The following is a 16,899-nucleotide window of genomic DNA, read 5'->3' as shown; positions in this document are numbered from 1 at the left end:
AGATCTAATTAGTCTTTCTTTGAATCAGGATCAACTTCTTCAAAATCACCATCAACTGTATCATCATCTGCTGGCTTTTCCTGACCTTCAGCACCTTCTTGAGGAGCTGCCTGTTGGTATAACTTCATGGCTAATTCTTGTGCTGCTTTACCTAATGCCTCAGACTTAGATTTCAAATCTGTTAAATCAGCATCGTCTGCTGCAGCATCTGCCTTAGCTTTTTTCAAATCTTCTAGTGCTTCTTGCGTAGCCTTTTTATCGTCGTTACCCAACTTATCGCCAACTTCTTCCAATGTCTTTTCTGTTGAGAAAATTAATTGGTCGGCTTCATTACGTGTATCAACAGCTTCTTTCTTCTTTGCATCAGCTTCTTCATTAGCCTTGGCATCATTCATCATTTGCTCAATTTCATCATCTGACAAACCACCAGCCGCTTGAATGGTAATTTTCTGTTCCTTTTGCGTACCCAAATCCTTAGCTGATACAGATACAATACCATTACGGTCGATATCGAACGTCACTTCAATTTGTGGCACACCACGCTGTGCAGCAGGAATGTCTGACAATTGGAAACGACCCAGTGTCTTGTTATCAGCTGCCATTGAACGTTCACCTTGCAGAACATGAATGTCCACAGCTGGTTGATTGTCAGCGGCCGTTGAGAATACTTGTGACTTTGAAGTAGGGATTGTTGTGTTACGATCAATCAACTTAGTGAATACGCCACCCATCGTCTCAATGCCTAATGACAATGGTGTAACATCAAGCAAAACAACATCCTTCACGTCACCAGTAATCACACCACCTTGAACAGCAGCACCTAATGCAACCGCTTCGTCAGGGTTGATTGAATGGTTAGGTTCCTTACCAGTCAACTTCTTAACAGATTCTTGAACCGCTGGAATACGTGTTGAGCCACCATTCAAAATAACTTCATCAATATCTGAGAATGATAAGCCTGCATCTTTCAATGCATTTAATACTGGTTGTTCAGCTTTCTTAACCAAAGCAGCCGTAATTTCATTAAATTTAGCGCGTGATAATGACGTTTGTAAATGCAAAGGACCTTGATCACCAGAGGCGATAAATGGTAAGTCAATTTGTGCTTCGTTAGCTGAAGACAATGTTTTTTTAGCTGATTCAGCGGCATCCTTCAAACGTTGCAAGGCCAACTTATCATCCTTTAAATCAACGCCATTTTCATCTTTGAATTGTGCTGCTAAATAATCGATAACAACATTATCAAAGTTATCACCACCAAGATGCGTGTCACCATTTGTTGACAAAACTTCAAACACACCATCGCCTAATTCAAGGATAGACACATCAAATGTACCACCACCCAAGTCATAAACTAAAATCTTTTCATTTTTGTCTAATTTATCAAGACCATAAGCCAAGGCTGCGGCAGTTGGTTCGTTAATAATACGTTCAACTTCCAAACCAGCGATCTTACCTGCATCTTTTGTTGCTTGACGTTGCGCATCATTGAAGTACGCAGGTACTGTAATAACTGCTTTTTCAACTTTTTCGCCCAAATAGTCTTCAGCATAACCTTTGATATATTGTAGAATCATTGCTGAAATTTCTTGTGGTGTATAATCCTTACCATCAGCACTAACTTTGTAACCAGCTTCACCCATATGTGACTTAATTGAAATAATTGTATCAGGGTTTGTAATAGCTTGACGTTTAGCTACATCACCAACTTGGCTTTCACCATTTTTAAAAGAAACGACTGAAGGTGTTGTACGACCACCGTCTGGGTTTGTAATAATCTTTGGTTCGCCACCCTCAAGTACGGCCACTGCTGAGTTTGTTGTTCCTAAATCAATACCGATAATTTTTGACATGAATTTTTTCTTCCTTTACTTTTTAGTTAACAATTTGTCTTTTTAAGGTGTAGTGCACTGAGCTGAGTCACCATATGCATTAATATTTTTCTAAAATCACTTAGCAACCGCGACCATTGCTGGACGCAGAACACGATCTTGTAAGATATAACCCTTTTGCAAAACAGAAGCAATTTGATCCGAATCAACAGCCGTTGATTCAACACTTTGAATGGCCTGATGCTTAGTAGGATCAAATGTTTCACCTACTTCACCGGTGGCCGAGATACCATTATCAGTCAAAGCCTGTACTAAAGTTTTAAGGGTCATTTCAACACCCGCTTTAATTTGTTTTGCCACTGCATCATCAACTTCAACTTCTAAGGCACGTTCCAAATTATCAACAGCTGGTAACACCGCAGCCGCTAATTTCTGGCCATCATATTTACGGACACTTTGCAATTCTCGAGCCTGGCGTTGCTGTATATTTTGTATCTCAGCTTTCGAACGTAGAAGTTGATCTTCTAAATCCGCAATCTTTTCACGTGACTGTTCAAGCTCAGTTGGCTCTAGTTTATCAACATCTTGTGACTCATCACTTTCGTTGATTACTTCTTCAACAATTGGTTCTTCGTTGATTGCTTCTTCATTTGATACTTCTTTTTTTGTTTCATCTGTCACGTGGGTGACCTCCTAGTTTATGTATACTCAATCATTTTTTGGCTCAGTGCCTCACCAAACGCATCCATCAACAATACATTACGCGCATACGTCATACGGATCGGCCCTAGAAGTGCTATCACGCCTTCTCCTTGATTTGGTACTGTAAATGCTCTTGTAATTAAGCTAAATGGCTTCAACAGTGGTTCATCGATTTCCTTAGCAATTTTAATTGTCACCCGTTGCTGCGAAGTAGTTGCGACGCGACGAATATCTGGCGCCGAGGTCAGAAATTCTAGCAACCTCTTAACCGCCTTAGTTGAAAGACTATCTTCACCAAAATCTAACACATTCAAACGACCACCTATATGAACTTTATCACCGATTGATCGTGCAAGAACATCGCCAAACAATTGTAAAAATGCCGCAGGCGTTTGAATGACACGACTCATTTGCGTTGGTAGTTCATCTGATTGCATCATTTTTAGGACTTCCAACACAGGCCGACCAGTCATTTGATCATTAATATAATTGGTCATACCTTCCAATGACGACTCTGCTAATTCACGTGGTAATTTAAACGTTTGACTCGTTACTTTACCGTCATTAGTTACCAATACTGCAATGAGTTGCTGATTTTCTAATGGCACTAATCGAAACCCGGACACCGTAATATTTAAGCGCTTAGGTTTTAAAATCAAAACTGTTGCAGCAGTTAGCTCAGATAACGTACGCGCCGATTCATCTAATAAATCATCTATTTCATGAAAATTACCACGAAAAGACTGCATAACCAAAGCAATATCCTGTTGCGTTGCCGAACGCGCGCTCATAAGATTATCAAGATAATAACGATATCCAGCACGCGATGGCACTCGACCAGCAGACGTATGTAATTTTTTTATTAAAGCTGCTGCTTCTAAGGCAGCCATTTCATTACGAATCGTCGCAGAACTCACTTTGATATCTAGTTGCTCTTGTAGGCTTTTCGAACCCACTGCATGAGCGGTTTGCGTATATTCATAAATAATAGCACCTAAGATTAATTTCTGTCGTTCGGTTAGCAAACCAGCACCTCCGATTTAGCACTCCTATTATTCAACTGCTAACATCTATTATGATACACCATTCAAAAAAATAACGCAAGCTTTTTAGCACTCTTTTTAAAGAGTGCTAAAAAATCAATGTGTTCCATCAAAATATTGCCGAGTCTGATATTCATCATTGTTTAATTGTACGATTAAATCAGCGACAGTGCTAAATTTCACTTCACCCCGAAGATAATCATACCAAGCAACTGTCACATTTTCGCCATAGATTTCTCTTTTAAAATCTAATATATTAATTTCCACTGTAACAGGACGTTCATCGCCGAAAGTAATGTTATGGCCAATACTAGCCATTCCCTCATACCAGTCATCTCCTATTTTCACCTTAACGGCATAAATGCCAATTCCTGGTAACCACTCCAATTCAGGTGTTTTGATATTAATCGTTGGAAATCCCAATTTACGGCCACGCGCTTCACCATGAACGACCAAACCAGTTGTTTGGTGCACACGCCCAAGTTGCTGATTAACCTGATTCATGTCGCCAATGTCTAACGCACGACGGATAGCAGACGAACCTATTTTTTTATGATTATCGTCAAATTTGGGTACAACAATAACATCAAAACGGTGTTGTGCATAAAATGGTAAGTGTGCCATGTCTGCTGTCAATGAGTTCCCACCATACACATGATCAAAACCGCCAACTATCGCGACGGGATTCAGACACATAAGAACGTCATCGACAAATTGCTGTGGCTCTACTTTAGACAGTTCTGAGGTAAACTGCATAACGTAAATTGTATCTACACCAAGTTTGGTTAATAATGCTTTTTTTTGCGCCAAGGGGGTTAAATAACGCAGTGGTCTCTCTAACGTTTTAAATACAACCGCAGGATATGGGTCATACGTTAGTATAGCCAATGGTACACCCAATTTATCTGCCTCAGATTTAGCACGCTCAATCACAGCTTGATGTCCACGGTGCACCCCATCAAAAAAACCCATTGCAACAACTTGTCGCACTGGTTTTTTATTTTTTAAAATTGGGTAATGTAGTCTAATTATTTCAGCCATTATGATTCATTTGTAAACACGTAACGCGATTGCCATAAATTTCTCTCAATGTCGTAAGCGTATACTGCCTTAAGATCACCATGATAGGTTAATTGAAGATAAGCGCTATCATCATTCATTGCCCATTCTGATATTTTTTGACCATTTTTGACAGCAAACCATTCGTTATCCGAGAGCTCTTTTGTTGGCCACGTGAGTACATCCTTTATTGGTATGATTAGTTTTAATAATGCTTCACGTTCAAGCACGAGGATATCCTGTAGATCAGTGGCTTGTTCAATTGTCATACCACTACCCATGATTCGAGTTAAACTGGTCATTGTTGCTGGCACACCAAGTTGGCGGCCCGTATCAACAGCTAATGTTCTAATATAGGTACCTTTTGACACCTCAGCCACAAAATCAAATTTTTGTTGTGCATCTTGATAAGTGATTGGTGACGTCCGATGGTAATCATGTATAAAAGCATCTCGAACGGGACGCTCAATGACCTCGCCGGCTCGCGCATATTCATAAAGACGCTTTCCATTAACTTTAACAGCGGAAAACATTGGTGCCATTTGCTTTATTTCACCGTTTAACTTAGCAATGGCAGTGTCAATTGATTCGTCGGTAAACGGTTCATCAATTGACTGCTTTGCAATGATATCACCATCCAAATCTTCTGTCTCAGTTGCAAACCCAAGTGTAATATCACCAACATAACACTTAGGTCGCGCCTGAAACTCATCAATTAACTTGGTGGCCTTCCCAAGCGCAATAACCAAAACACCATCAACGTTGGGATCTAACGTGCCTGCATGTCCAACGCGTTTTTGGCCTACAGCACGTCTAATCTTGGAAACAACATCAAATGATGTCAACCCGCGTGGCTTATTAACAACGATAATGCCATCAACGATACTATTTTTCACCATGCGTAGCATCCTCTTGATACTGCCATACGTTTTGGCCGGCATATACCGAACCATACTTCAACTGAGGTACAATGCTCTCTTCAAATAAGACGTAAACACGTACATTATGTGACGTTGCATGTGCTACGCCAATTAAATCACCCGCATGTAATTGTTGTCCTTTAGAATAAGTTGCTAACCGTGATGAATTCGTTTCCTCATTTTTCAATTGTACAACAACATCATGATAATGTGCACTTTGAATCGTCAAAAATTGTTCATCAGAGGCTCCCACAATCCCAGCAACTGGTGACATAATATTGTTACCATCTGGCAACATCATAAAGCCATTTTTATTATGGATTTGTTCACCATCATTATCAATTTTTTGTAGCTGACCCGTTACTGGCGCAACTACGACTGGTAATTCTGATTTGCGCGCAACATGCGTAGCATTCAGTTGACCCGTTGTTTTAATTTTTTGGTGTTTATTTTTTTGGTTAAATAATTTCTGCCACCACCGCATTATAAGCCACCCTTTATTTGTTATTCTCACGTAGTTCATTAATATATATTGTCAGTCGACGCATACCCTCATCTAAATCAGCATCAGACGCCGCATACGAAATTCGAATATAGGATTTTGCTGCTTCACCGAAACCAGATCCAGGGATAACCGCTACCTTACCCTCATGTGCTAACTTTAACGCAAATGCATCGCCATCATCGCCTAAATCAGTTGGTAACTTAGCAAACAAATAAAAAGCACCTTCTGGTAAAACGACATCAAACCCCAAATCTTGCAACTGAGGTAATATACGGTCACGACGTGCTTTATATTGATCGCGCATGACAAATGGCGTATCAGCAACATCACGTAACGCAACAACTGCAGCATCCTGAATAAACGTTGGTATTGCAAACGTTAACGCACCATGAACTTTTTGCATCTCAGCAATGACATCAGCCGCGCCAAGAATAAATCCAACACGATATCCTGTCATAGCATGCGATTTTGACAAGCCATTGATATACACAGTTTGTTCAGGAATAATTTCTGCAAATGAGACATGTTCTTGATCATATGTTAGCACTGAATATATTTCATCAGAAATCACCCATATTTTATGCTTCTTAAATGTCTCTGCTAAGGCCACAATTTCGTCACGTGAATAAGTAACTCCTGTAGGATTAGTGGGATAGTTCATTAAAATAGCTCTGACAGGAACGGTAGCACGAGCTACCGTTTCATCAATCATTTCAGGCGTCAACTTAAAACGATTTGAAGATGTATCAATTGTTATTTTTTTACCGTGTGCTAAATCTAATGATGTAAAGTACGGTCCATACGTTGGTTCGGGGACTAACAAGCCTTCTCCAATACCTAGTAAAGTATTTAATACAACATTAATCGCCTCACTGACACCAAGTGTCACAATAACATTGTCTTCACCAGCATAATTCAAGTGATAGGTTCGATTAAAATATTTTACTGCCTCCAAACGTAATTCTTTTTCGCCTTGGCTTTCAGCATAATGCGAGCGATTAGTATTGATTGCATTCGTTGCCGCTTGTTTGATACGTTCATCCACTGCAAAACCCGGTTCGCCTAATGTTAATTTCAAAATACCTGGAATATCTCGAATCGCTTTTTGAAATCCTAATAATTTATCTGGCGCCATATCAAAAATTATTGAATTTAAAGGTTGAATAAAATTGGTCATTTTTAGAATTCCTCATTTTTAATCAAATTATGGTAATTCCATTTTAACACAAAAAACGCTATCCTTTACGGATAGCGTTAATTTGTGCATAAATTATTAATTTTCAGTATGAAGCTTACGAATCAAATCTTCAATATGGTTACCATACTGAATTGATTGATCGCGTACAAACTTCAACTCTGGTGTTTTATATACTGTTAACCGCGCACCTAATTCTTTACGAATCAGGCCACTAGCCGCGTCCAAACCTGCTTGTGCTTTTTGACCGACACTTGCTAAGTCTGACAACGTAGAATAATAAATAGTTGCAATTTGTAAATCACCAGATAACTCAACGCTAGTTATCGTAATATTTTGTACACGTGGATCATTAATTCGCTTGAGCAGCAAATCGGTTACATCACGCTGAACTTCTTGTGCAAGGCGGCCCGCACGTTGTGGATTAGCCATAAATTTGTGCCCCTTTCTTTTTTAGAAAACACGTCTTTTCGACATACAGATTAAATTATTTAACTTTAACTTCTGCCATGACATAGGCCTCTACAGTATCACCAACCTGAACATCATTATACTTAGCGACAGTAAAGCCAAATTCATAACCCATTTTAACTTCATTCACTGAATCTTTACCACGTTGTAGTGATGCAACTTCGCCATCATAAACAACAACACCGTCACGAATAACACGGACTTTAGATTCTTTGGTGATTTTGCCTTCTTCAACCATAGCGCCAGCAATAATACCAACCTTAGAAAACTTGAATAATTCCTTAACGGCAATCGTTCCAATTATCTTTTCTTCATAGACAGGTTCAAGTTGACCCTTCATAGCTGCTTCAACGTCATCTATAGCATTATAAATAACATTATAAAAACGAATATCAACTTTATCAGAATCAGCTTGAGACTTTGCCAATGGTGTCGGACGAACATTGAAACCAATAATAATAGCGCCTGAAGCCGATGCTAATGTCACATCAGACTCATTAATTGCACCAGCAGCTGTATGAATAATATCAACACGAACGCCATCTACTTCAATCTTCTTCAAAGAACCAGAAAGCGCTTCAACAGAACCTTGTACATCAGCCTTAACAATAACTGGAACCGTCTTCATAGCTTTTTCAGACATTGTACTAAACAACGTATCCAAAGTGACAACAGAGCCAGAATTACGAATAGCTTCTTGTGCACGTTTTGCACGTTCTTCTCCGGCTGCACGTGCAGTTTTTTCATCTGCCATTACAATGAAACGATCTCCTGCTTGAGGAACATCATTTAATCCGGTAACTTGAATAGGCGTTGCTGGCGTTGCTTCTTCAAGATCCACACCACGCTCGTTAGTCATTGTACGGACACGACCATATGTGTTACCGACAACAATTGGATCACCAACGCGCATTGTTCCTTGTTGTACTAATACAGTCGCAACTGGGCCTCTACCTCTATCCAAACGGGCTTCAACAACAGAGCCACGCGCTGGCATATCAGGATTGGCTTTTAGTTCAAGCACTTCAGCTTGAAGTAGAATCATTTCGAGTAGTTCATCAACATTTTGACCAAATTTAGCAGAAATTTTGACAAATATCGTGTCGCCACCATATTCTTCAGGTACCAAATCATAAGCCATCAACTGATTCATCACGTCATCTGGATTGGCTCCTGGCTTATCAATTTTGTTGACTGCCACAATAATAGGTGTTCCCGCAGCTTTTGCATGGTTAATTGCTTCGATTGTTTGTGGCATAACACCATCGTCGGCTGCAACAACCAAAATAGTCAAATCAGTAACATTTGCACCACGAGCACGCATTTCTGTAAAGGCAGCGTGCCCAGGTGTATCCAAGAAGGTAATTGTTTTACCATTTAACTGTGCTTGATAAGCACCTATGTGTTGTGTTATGCCACCTGCTTCACCTTCAGTGACATGAGAATTACGTAGATAATCCAACAAAGTTGTTTTACCATGGTCAACGTGTCCCATAATTGTAACAACTGGTGGGCGTGGTACTAGTTTGCCTGCATCAATAGTATCATTATCAAAGAATCGATCGATATCTGCGACATCTTCCTCTTCTTTAACTTGTGCATCAATGCCATAATCGGCGGCCAAAATTTCAATTGTATCAGTATCCAATGATTGATTTTGGTTAGTCATAATACCAAGCAAAAACAACTTTTTAATAATTTCTGCTGTATCTCGGTGTAACAACTTCGACAAATCTTGGACGTTCATCCCAACACGGTATTCCAAAACTTCAGGTAATGGTTGCTTTTTTCGCTCCGTTACAGGTACGACAGGACCTTTTTTAGCCGCAATACGTCGAGATTTTTTTGAACCACGAGGCTTGTCATTACGACGAGGTGTTTGTTGCCCAGTTCCTGCTGTATTACGTTTACGCGAATTATTACGAGCTGAATTATTGCCTGATGCCAATGCACCACCAAACTTACCTGCCCCTGCTGTTGTCGCAGTTGCTGGTTGAGCTGGCTTGCTTTCAGGCTTTTTAATCTCAGCAGGCTTTGCTGCTGGTGCTGTCTTCTTAGGTTCTTTGGCAGCTGCAACAGCCTGTTTGCGCTTTTCGTTTTCACTAACATATTGTTTCAAACTGTTGTCAGTTTTCTTTGAATAATCTACTTGACCTTCACGGGGCTTAGTTGACCAATTCTTTTTTTCACGAACAGCTGGGCGACCCTCTGCCGCTTGAACACGTGAACCTGGACGGCGATTACGGCTTTGACCACTAGCATTTGAACGGTTACCAGTAGTTGTCCCATTTGATCGGCTCTGATTAGTTGTGTTGCGACTTTGTTGTCCTTGAACATTTCCTGAACGCGTTACCGCTGTTTTATTAGGGCGAGGCGTTGATCCACCATTACTTGATGTTGAACCACCATCTGTCAATTTTGCTGCGTGGCGACGTTGTGATGCTGGTAACTCTTTACGTTCTGGAACTGCTTGTTTCCTTGCAGGACGGTTTGACCCTGAGAATTTCTTTTCTTCTGTCATTTAGTTCCGCTCCTTTTCTGAAATTAATTGTTTAATTTTTCGACTAAAACCGCGATCGGCAATTGCAAATACACTACGATTGACCCCAATAGCGTCAGTTAATTGCGTCTTAGTATAGTCTTGGATTAGTGTTACATGATAAAAATTTGATTTATCAGCAAATTTTTTACTTTGGCTTTGACCACCATCGCTTGGAAAAAATGCCATTTGCACTTTATTGCCACGAATGGCTGTTAATGTTGAGTCCGAACCCAATACGAGCTTTCCGGCACGCATTGCCAATCCGAGCAGATTTAAAACCTGATCATCTTTAGTTATCACCAAACAACTCCCGACGCGCTTGCTGATGGTCAACATATGCAATGAGTTCATCATAGAATTCATCAGATACTTTGACCTCAAACGCTTTATCAAAAATACGTTTTTTCTTAGCTTCTGCTGCAATATCACGATTTAACCCAATATATGCACCACGGCCGTTAGCTTTCGATGTTGGGTCTAAAGTAACATTTCCTTCTTTATCACGAACGACTCGAACAAGTTCTTTTTTAGGAAACATTTCACCTGTCACGATATCTTTTCGCATTGGTATTTTTCTAGGTTTCATGGCTACTCGCGTACTATAAACATGCTGTCAAATGACAATGTTTACAGCACCTTTCCTTTCTAAAGTCTATTCGTCACTCTTGTCCGTTGAAGGGACATCGGTTGTCAAAGCACTCGCTGCTTCACTTTCAGACTTAATATCAATCTTAAAGCCTGTTAGACGTGCTGCCAAGCGAGCATTTTGGCCCTTTTTACCAATAGCTAATGATAATTGGTTATCCGGCACAATAACGGTCACTGCGCGCTCATTTTCAGGATCAAAAATAACATCAGCCACTTCGGATGGATTCAAAGCATTAGCAATATATTGTGCCTCATCTTCAACCCATTCAACAATATCCATATTTTCACCGCCTAGTTCGTTGACAACGGCTTGGACACGACCGCCTCTTTGGCCAACCATAGCGCCGACTGGATCTAAATCTGTATCATGTGTGTAAACAGCAATTTTTGATCGATCGCCAGCCTCACGTGAAATATTCATAATCTCAACAGTACCATCATATACTTCTGGTACTTCTTGTTCAAATAATCGTTTCACCAAGTCAGGCGCTGTACGCGACACAAATATTTGTGGGCCCTTAGCATTATTTTCGACTTTATTAACCAATACTTTAATGCGATCACCCATACGATAATGTTCATTTGGCATTTGATCATTTGGGGCCATAGCGGCCTCTTGATTACCTGGTAATGTCAAGTATAAGAATCTTGCATCTTGCCGATCAACTTCACCAGTAATAATTTCATCTTGGTAATCCGCAAACTTATTATAGATTGCTTCCCGACCTGCTTCACGCATCTTTTGGACGATAACTTGCTTTGCAGCTTGCGCAGCCATACGTCCAAAATCCTTTGGTGTCACATCAAACCGAATTTCGTCACCGGGTTCATAAGCACGATTAATTGCTAATGCATCTTGCAAAGCAATTTCTGTATCATCGTTTTCAAAATCGTCATCTAAGACAACACGCTTAACTTGCTTAATTGCGACGTTTCCTTTTTTGGTGTCAAACACTGCTTCCACATTTTGTTCAGCATTATATTGTTTTTTATAAGCTGCTCTCAAAGCATCTTCTAACGCTTCAATAACAACCGTTCGTTCTATCCCGCGTTCGGCTTCAAGGGCATCGAGCGCATCGACTAGTTCTTTACTCATTCGCCTATCCTCATCTAATTAGTAGCGTGTATATTAGGATGTTTATTAAGGTTTTGGTTTATATCCAAACTCACCTAACTATCCTCACAAACACGTTTATGTTAAAACTGGATGTCCAGCACTGCTTTTGCAATTTCATCAAAATTAAGTACTAGTTCATCTTTATCCGTAGCTAAAACCAAGCCATCATCAGTTAATGATGAAATATGCCCTTGCCACTTTTTTTGACCATCTTTAGCAACAAAGAGAGAAACTAAAATATTCTCTTCACTGTCTTGAGCCCATTTGAAGTGCCAGGGTTTGATCAATGGCCGATCAGCGCCAGGGGACGAGATATCTAGTAGATAAGGTTCTGGAATTGGGTCAGGGTCAGCTGTATCTAATAGTTCATTAACTTCTTGTGTAAAGTCAGTTAAATCTGCCATTGTAATGGACTCATGATTTGGCTTGTCTAGTAAAATCCTCAAAACCTTTTGTCCACCTTCTTTGGTGTACGATAAATGCCATAAAAGTATATCTCTTTTTTCAACAATTGGTGTAATGAGTGCCATTATTTGTTGTTCTACTTTATTCGCCATTTATTTACCCTCCCTTGATGAATTTTATAATGTATTGCAAGCAAGTGCCAATCCCATAAAAAATGAGCCGGCCGCATAATATGTGACCCGCTCATTTACAAAATCTATGTAAATTAACACTTATTATTATAACGTGAAATACATAAAAATGCAAATATACAACAAAAAAATCACATTTCTGTGATTTTTGCTAGTTTGTGAACCTTTATGACCCCATTCGCTTTGCTCATTGAGGCAGTCACTGTATTTAGCTGATGCTAATAATTGACTTTTAACGTGCCCACGTAATGCTTGTGGTGTAAGTTACGCTATTCGCGCAAATACGTTTACCAAGAAGCTTTACGAACACCAGGAATTTGACCCTTGTGTGCCAATTGGCGGAAGTTCAAACGTGACATACCAAACTCACGCATGTAAGCATGAGGACGACCATCAATCCAGTCGCGGTTGTGTACACGTACAGGAGATGAATCCTTTGGCAAAGCAGCCAAACCGATAAAATCACCCGCTGCCTTTAATTCGGCGCGCTTTGTAGCATACTTTGCAACCAAGGCTTCACGCTTTTGCGCTTTAGCAATTTTTGACTTTTTTGCCATTTTACTTAATCTCCTTAAATGTTACAACTTTACGAAGTTTTGGTGAGTACTTCTTCAACTCAAGACGATCTGGTGTATTACGACGATTTTTTGACGTCAAGTAAATACGTTCACCAGTTTCGTCATTTCCTAGAACAACGTGAATACGCATATTCTTACTCCTTAGTGTGGTTTGTTAAAATTATTTGCTTGTCAATACAAATAATTATTATACATGAACATGACAGTGGTGTAAAGACATTTTCAAAATTCCTACGAAAATTTGTTCGAAAAACGGATCAAACGACCATCTGACTAACTATTTACCACAGGGCATTCTTAAAATTGCTTTTCTAGTGGTGGGACAACTTGTTTCTTACGTGAAACAACACCAGGCAAATCAATCACATTTTGCTGCAATTTTGTATCAAATGCACCTTCAATAGCATCGCCAGCATCGCCAAGATACACTGCTTTTGAATTAGAGTTCAAAATATCAGTAATGACAAATAAGAAATCTTCATAACCTTCTTCAGTAATTGCTGCTTCAATACCTGATTGACGTGCCAAAACCTCATCAATATCAACCGTATTAACTTGTCCAATACGGAATTGATGACCACCCATTTCAAATGACTTAGCATCCCCGTCAATTAATTCCTTATCCGTACGTGAAGATAGATCTGTGCCAGCCTTTAAAAGTTCCAAGCCATAGGTGTCATAATTAGTCACGCCAGCAATTTGAGCCAACGCTTCTAAAGCTGGTTGATCATAAGACGTCGTTGTTGGACTTTTTAACAACAACGTATCTGAAATAATAGCTGAAGCCATCAAACCAGCAATTTTTGAAGGAATCGTCACATTGGCTTGCTTAAATTCATAATACAATATTGTTGCTACTGAACCCCAAGGCTTGGCTGTAATATATAAAGGTGTCGTATTTGTAAAGGCAAATTTATGATGATCATAAATCCCCTCAACAACAACATCAGCCAAATTATCAACTGATTGTGCCGCTTCATTATGGTCAACTAATACAACTGACTCTGTATCAGCATTTGTAATAACGCGCGGTGCCGTTACCGAAAAATAATCCAACGCAAATTGTGTTTCGGCGTTTGGTGTGCCTTGTGCAACTGCTTCGGTATCTTCACCTATTTCATTTAATAAGTAACTTGCAGCAATTGCAGATGCAATTGTATCTGTGTCAGGGTTTTTGTGCCCGAAAACTAAAGTCTTAGCCATTCGTTCATATCTCCTAAAAGTTTATACGTTTATTTTATCAGAAAATGCTTAATTTGTCGCTGTAATCGTTAGTGGTTTAATGTGCCATGGTTTCCCATTCTTCTTAACATCAACAACATATTGTCCATTGCCGACACGTTGTGATGGATGATAATCACTCAATTGCAGATTCTGCGTTTGCCAACGCGTTGTTAAAATTTCTAGCGCTGTTTCATCGCTATCAAAAATAGTAGCCGTTGCTACGTGATAAGCAACTGTCTTTTTTTGCGTGAAAATTAAAAGTCCCTTGTTAGCACGCTTTGACAAATTAATTTCTGAGATTGGCATATATTTAAATGCGCCGTTACTAGCAACGATGGCAACCTGTTGAGATTTATCCGTTATAAATAAGGCTGCCATAATGCTATCATCACCTCGTAAGTCCATAGCTTTAACACCAGCTGTGCGTGGCCCAATTTCTGGTACATCAGTTAATTTAAAACGGAGACCAACCCCATAATGGGATAATAACAGAGCCTCAGATTCAACTGGCGCCTTAGAGTATGCCACATTAACAACATAACTCGCATCTGTCTTTAATTTAATCGCCATAGCGGTTTTTTTCTTATAGGCCTTTGGCACCATGTCATTTAAGGTGGTTTGCTTAATAAAACCATCATTTGAAACAATGGTAAATGCACCGCCCTGATCCAATGTATCCACAACAGCGGCTTGAATCACAAATTCATCTGCGTGCCAATTTGATAATTGTTGAGAAAAATGTTCTCCCGTATCTTTCCATTTGGAATCTGGCAACTCATGAACTGGCCGATAAATTAAATTTCCCTTATTCGTAAACATGAATAGATGTTGGGTGGTATTTAATTGACCTTCAAATACAACCAAATCATCATCAGCTAGCCCATTATCAGAATCTGATGCCTTATAAGAGCGTATTGATGCACGCTTATAATAACCGTTACGAGAAACAAGGACTTGCACGTCTTCTTCTGCAATTGTTACTGCTGTATCAATTACCAAATCCTCAACTTCTGCCTCAATTTCTGATCGTCTTTGAGAACGGTAGCTTGTTGTAATTGCCGCAATTTCATCGCGAATAACATCATTTAATGCTGATGCTTCGTTAATAATTAAGGTTAAACGTTCAATTTTGGCGGCTAATGTTGCAAACTCTTCCTCCAATTGTGTCACATCAGTATTGGTCAAGCGATACAACTGTAATGTCACTATTGCTTCGGCTTGTGGTTGCGTGAATTGAAATTGTGTGATTAAGTTTTGCGTAGCGTCTCTACGATTTTTTGAGGCGCGAATAGTCGCCACAACTTCATCTAAGATTGATAACATACGTATCAATCCTTCAACAATATGTTGGCGTGCCTGTGCTTTAGCTAACTCATACGCTGAGCGTTTCAACACGACCTCTTTACGGAAATCAATAAAGGCTTGCAATCCTTGTTTAAGACCAACATGAACTGGTCGTTGATCATGAATAGCCACCATATTAAAGTTATAAGCGATCTGTAGATCAGTCTTCTTAAACAAATACGTTAATATACCTTCAGCATTAGCATCTTTAGTCAGCTCAATGACAATAGACATACCTTCGCGATCTGATTCGTCACGCACTTCCGAAATACCGGCAACTTCTTTATTTAACCGAATACCATCAATTTTTGAAACTAAATTGGATTTAACAACTTCATAAGGTAGCTCAGTGACTTCAATTTTCTTTTTGCCACCTTTTAGTTCTGATATTGCGGTTTTAGCACGTACAACGATTTTACCTCGTCCGGTTTTATAAGCTTTTTTAATACCATCAAGGCCTTGGATTATTCCTCCAGTTGGAAAATCTGGGCCCTTGACATATCGCATTAAAGTTGACAAAGGCGCCTCGGGATGGTCCAACAGGTACGTCAAAGCGGCATTAATTTCTTTTAAATTATGCGGTGGAATTTCTGTGGCGTAACCTGCTGATATACCAGTTGCGCCATTAATAAACAAACTCGGAATACGAGAAGGCAACACTGTTGGCTCATATGTTGTATCATCAAAATTCAAAACCATGTCAACAGTCTCTTGCCCCAAGTCTGCCATCATTTCACCAGCTATTTTTGACAAACGCGCCTCGGTATAACGCATTGCCGCTGCAGGATCATTGTCAATTGAACCGTTATTACCATTCATATCGATTAATGGTTCACGAACTTTCCAGTCTTGCGACAAGCGTACCATTGCCTCGTAAATAGAGGAATCACCGTGCGGGTGAAAATTACCCATGACATTGCCAACAGACTTTGCTGATTTTCGATAAGGATGGTCGTATGTATTGCCATCTTGATCCATCGCAAAAAGAATTCGTCGTTGTACTGGTTTCAACCCGTCACGAATATCCGGCAATGCACGTTCTTGAATAATATATTTTGAGTAGCGTCCAAAGCGCTCACCCATCACTGCTTCCAGTGAAAGTTCGGTTATACGATCTGCCATA

The 16,899-nt window shown here is 39.7% G+C and carries 17 protein-coding genes; all 17 read right to left on the bottom strand.

Going from position 1 to position 16,899, the window contains the following annotated elements; translation table 11 throughout:
- Positions 1-8 precede the first annotated feature (8 nt).
- The gene (gene dnaK, locus JOD28_RS04910; protein WP_204769751.1) at positions 9-1,853 is read right to left on the bottom strand and encodes a molecular chaperone DnaK; all 1,845 of its coding nucleotides are present in this window, start codon (positions 1,851-1,853) and stop codon (positions 9-11) included.
- Positions 1,854-1,949: 96 nt separating this feature from the next.
- A complete protein-coding gene (gene grpE / locus JOD28_RS04905; protein ID WP_204769750.1) occupies positions 1,950-2,513 on the bottom strand; it encodes a nucleotide exchange factor GrpE in 564 nt (187 codons plus the stop codon).
- Between the two features lie 17 nt (positions 2,514-2,530).
- Positions 2,531-3,559 (bottom strand): heat-inducible transcriptional repressor HrcA, encoded by a 1,029-nt coding sequence (hrcA, locus tag JOD28_RS04900; RefSeq protein WP_204769749.1) that lies wholly within the window; start codon positions 3,557-3,559, stop codon positions 2,531-2,533.
- Positions 3,560-3,673: 114 nt separating this feature from the next.
- Positions 3,674-4,618 (bottom strand): riboflavin biosynthesis protein RibF, encoded by a 945-nt coding sequence (ribF, locus tag JOD28_RS04895; RefSeq protein WP_204769748.1) that lies wholly within the window; start codon positions 4,616-4,618, stop codon positions 3,674-3,676.
- Positions 4,618-5,535 carry a tRNA pseudouridine(55) synthase TruB gene (gene truB, locus JOD28_RS04890; protein ID WP_204769747.1) on the bottom strand — a complete coding sequence of 306 codons (918 nt, stop codon included), beginning with the start codon at positions 5,533-5,535 and terminating at the stop codon, positions 4,618-4,620. Before truB ends, ribF begins: the two co-directional genes overlap by 1 nt.
- Positions 5,522-6,040: a PTS sugar transporter subunit IIA gene (locus JOD28_RS04885; protein ID WP_204769746.1), complete on the bottom strand. Its 519-nt coding sequence runs from the start codon at positions 6,038-6,040 to the stop codon at positions 5,522-5,524. The genes truB and JOD28_RS04885 overlap by 14 nt, the downstream gene beginning before the upstream one ends.
- A gap of 13 nt (positions 6,041-6,053) precedes the next feature.
- Positions 6,054-7,238 (bottom strand): aminotransferase class I/II-fold pyridoxal phosphate-dependent enzyme, encoded by a 1,185-nt coding sequence (locus JOD28_RS04880; protein WP_204769745.1) that lies wholly within the window; start codon positions 7,236-7,238, stop codon positions 6,054-6,056.
- Positions 7,239-7,334: 96 nt separating this feature from the next.
- Positions 7,335-7,688, bottom strand: coding sequence for a 30S ribosome-binding factor RbfA (gene rbfA, locus JOD28_RS04875; RefSeq protein ID WP_204769744.1), 354 nt, complete (start codon positions 7,686-7,688; stop codon positions 7,335-7,337).
- Positions 7,689-7,743: 55 nt separating this feature from the next.
- Positions 7,744-10,248, bottom strand: a complete 2,505-nt coding sequence (gene infB, locus JOD28_RS04870; RefSeq protein WP_204769743.1) for a translation initiation factor IF-2 — start codon at positions 10,246-10,248, stop codon at positions 7,744-7,746.
- Positions 10,249-10,569, bottom strand: a complete 321-nt coding sequence (locus JOD28_RS04865; RefSeq protein WP_204769742.1) for a L7Ae/L30e/S12e/Gadd45 family ribosomal protein — start codon at positions 10,567-10,569, stop codon at positions 10,249-10,251.
- Positions 10,559-10,855: an RNase P modulator RnpM gene (gene rnpM / locus JOD28_RS04860; protein ID WP_204769741.1), complete on the bottom strand. Its 297-nt coding sequence runs from the start codon at positions 10,853-10,855 to the stop codon at positions 10,559-10,561. Before rnpM ends, JOD28_RS04865 begins: the two co-directional genes overlap by 11 nt.
- 66 nt (positions 10,856-10,921) lie before the next feature.
- Positions 10,922-12,013, bottom strand: coding sequence for a transcription termination factor NusA (gene nusA / locus JOD28_RS04855; protein WP_204769740.1), 1,092 nt, complete (start codon positions 12,011-12,013; stop codon positions 10,922-10,924).
- A 101-nt stretch (positions 12,014-12,114) separates the two neighbouring features.
- Positions 12,115-12,591, bottom strand: a complete 477-nt coding sequence (locus JOD28_RS04850) for a ribosome maturation factor RimP (RefSeq protein ID WP_204769739.1) — start codon at positions 12,589-12,591, stop codon at positions 12,115-12,117.
- 326 nt (positions 12,592-12,917) lie between these two features.
- Positions 12,918-13,187, bottom strand: coding sequence for a 30S ribosomal protein S14 (gene rpsN, locus JOD28_RS04845; protein WP_013103950.1), 270 nt, complete (start codon positions 13,185-13,187; stop codon positions 12,918-12,920).
- A gap of 1 nt (position 13,188) precedes the next feature.
- Positions 13,189-13,338 (bottom strand): 50S ribosomal protein L33, encoded by a 150-nt coding sequence (rpmG, locus tag JOD28_RS04840; RefSeq protein ID WP_002815032.1) that lies wholly within the window; start codon positions 13,336-13,338, stop codon positions 13,189-13,191.
- A 167-nt stretch (positions 13,339-13,505) separates the two neighbouring features.
- Entirely contained in the window at positions 13,506-14,411 is a 906-nt protein-coding gene (locus tag JOD28_RS04835; RefSeq protein ID WP_204769738.1) for a manganese-dependent inorganic pyrophosphatase, read from the bottom strand.
- Between the two features lie 48 nt (positions 14,412-14,459).
- Positions 14,460-16,898, bottom strand: coding sequence for a DNA topoisomerase IV subunit A (gene parC, locus JOD28_RS04830; RefSeq protein WP_204769737.1), 2,439 nt, complete (start codon positions 16,896-16,898; stop codon positions 14,460-14,462).
- Position 16,899: the final 1 nt, after the last annotated feature.

This window comes from Leuconostoc rapi (genome assembly GCF_016908715.1).
Lineage (GTDB): Bacteria > Bacillota > Bacilli > Lactobacillales > Lactobacillaceae > Leuconostoc > Leuconostoc rapi.
Note: the sequence above shows the minus strand (reverse complement) of the source record. Positions and strands in the feature narration are given on the sequence as shown.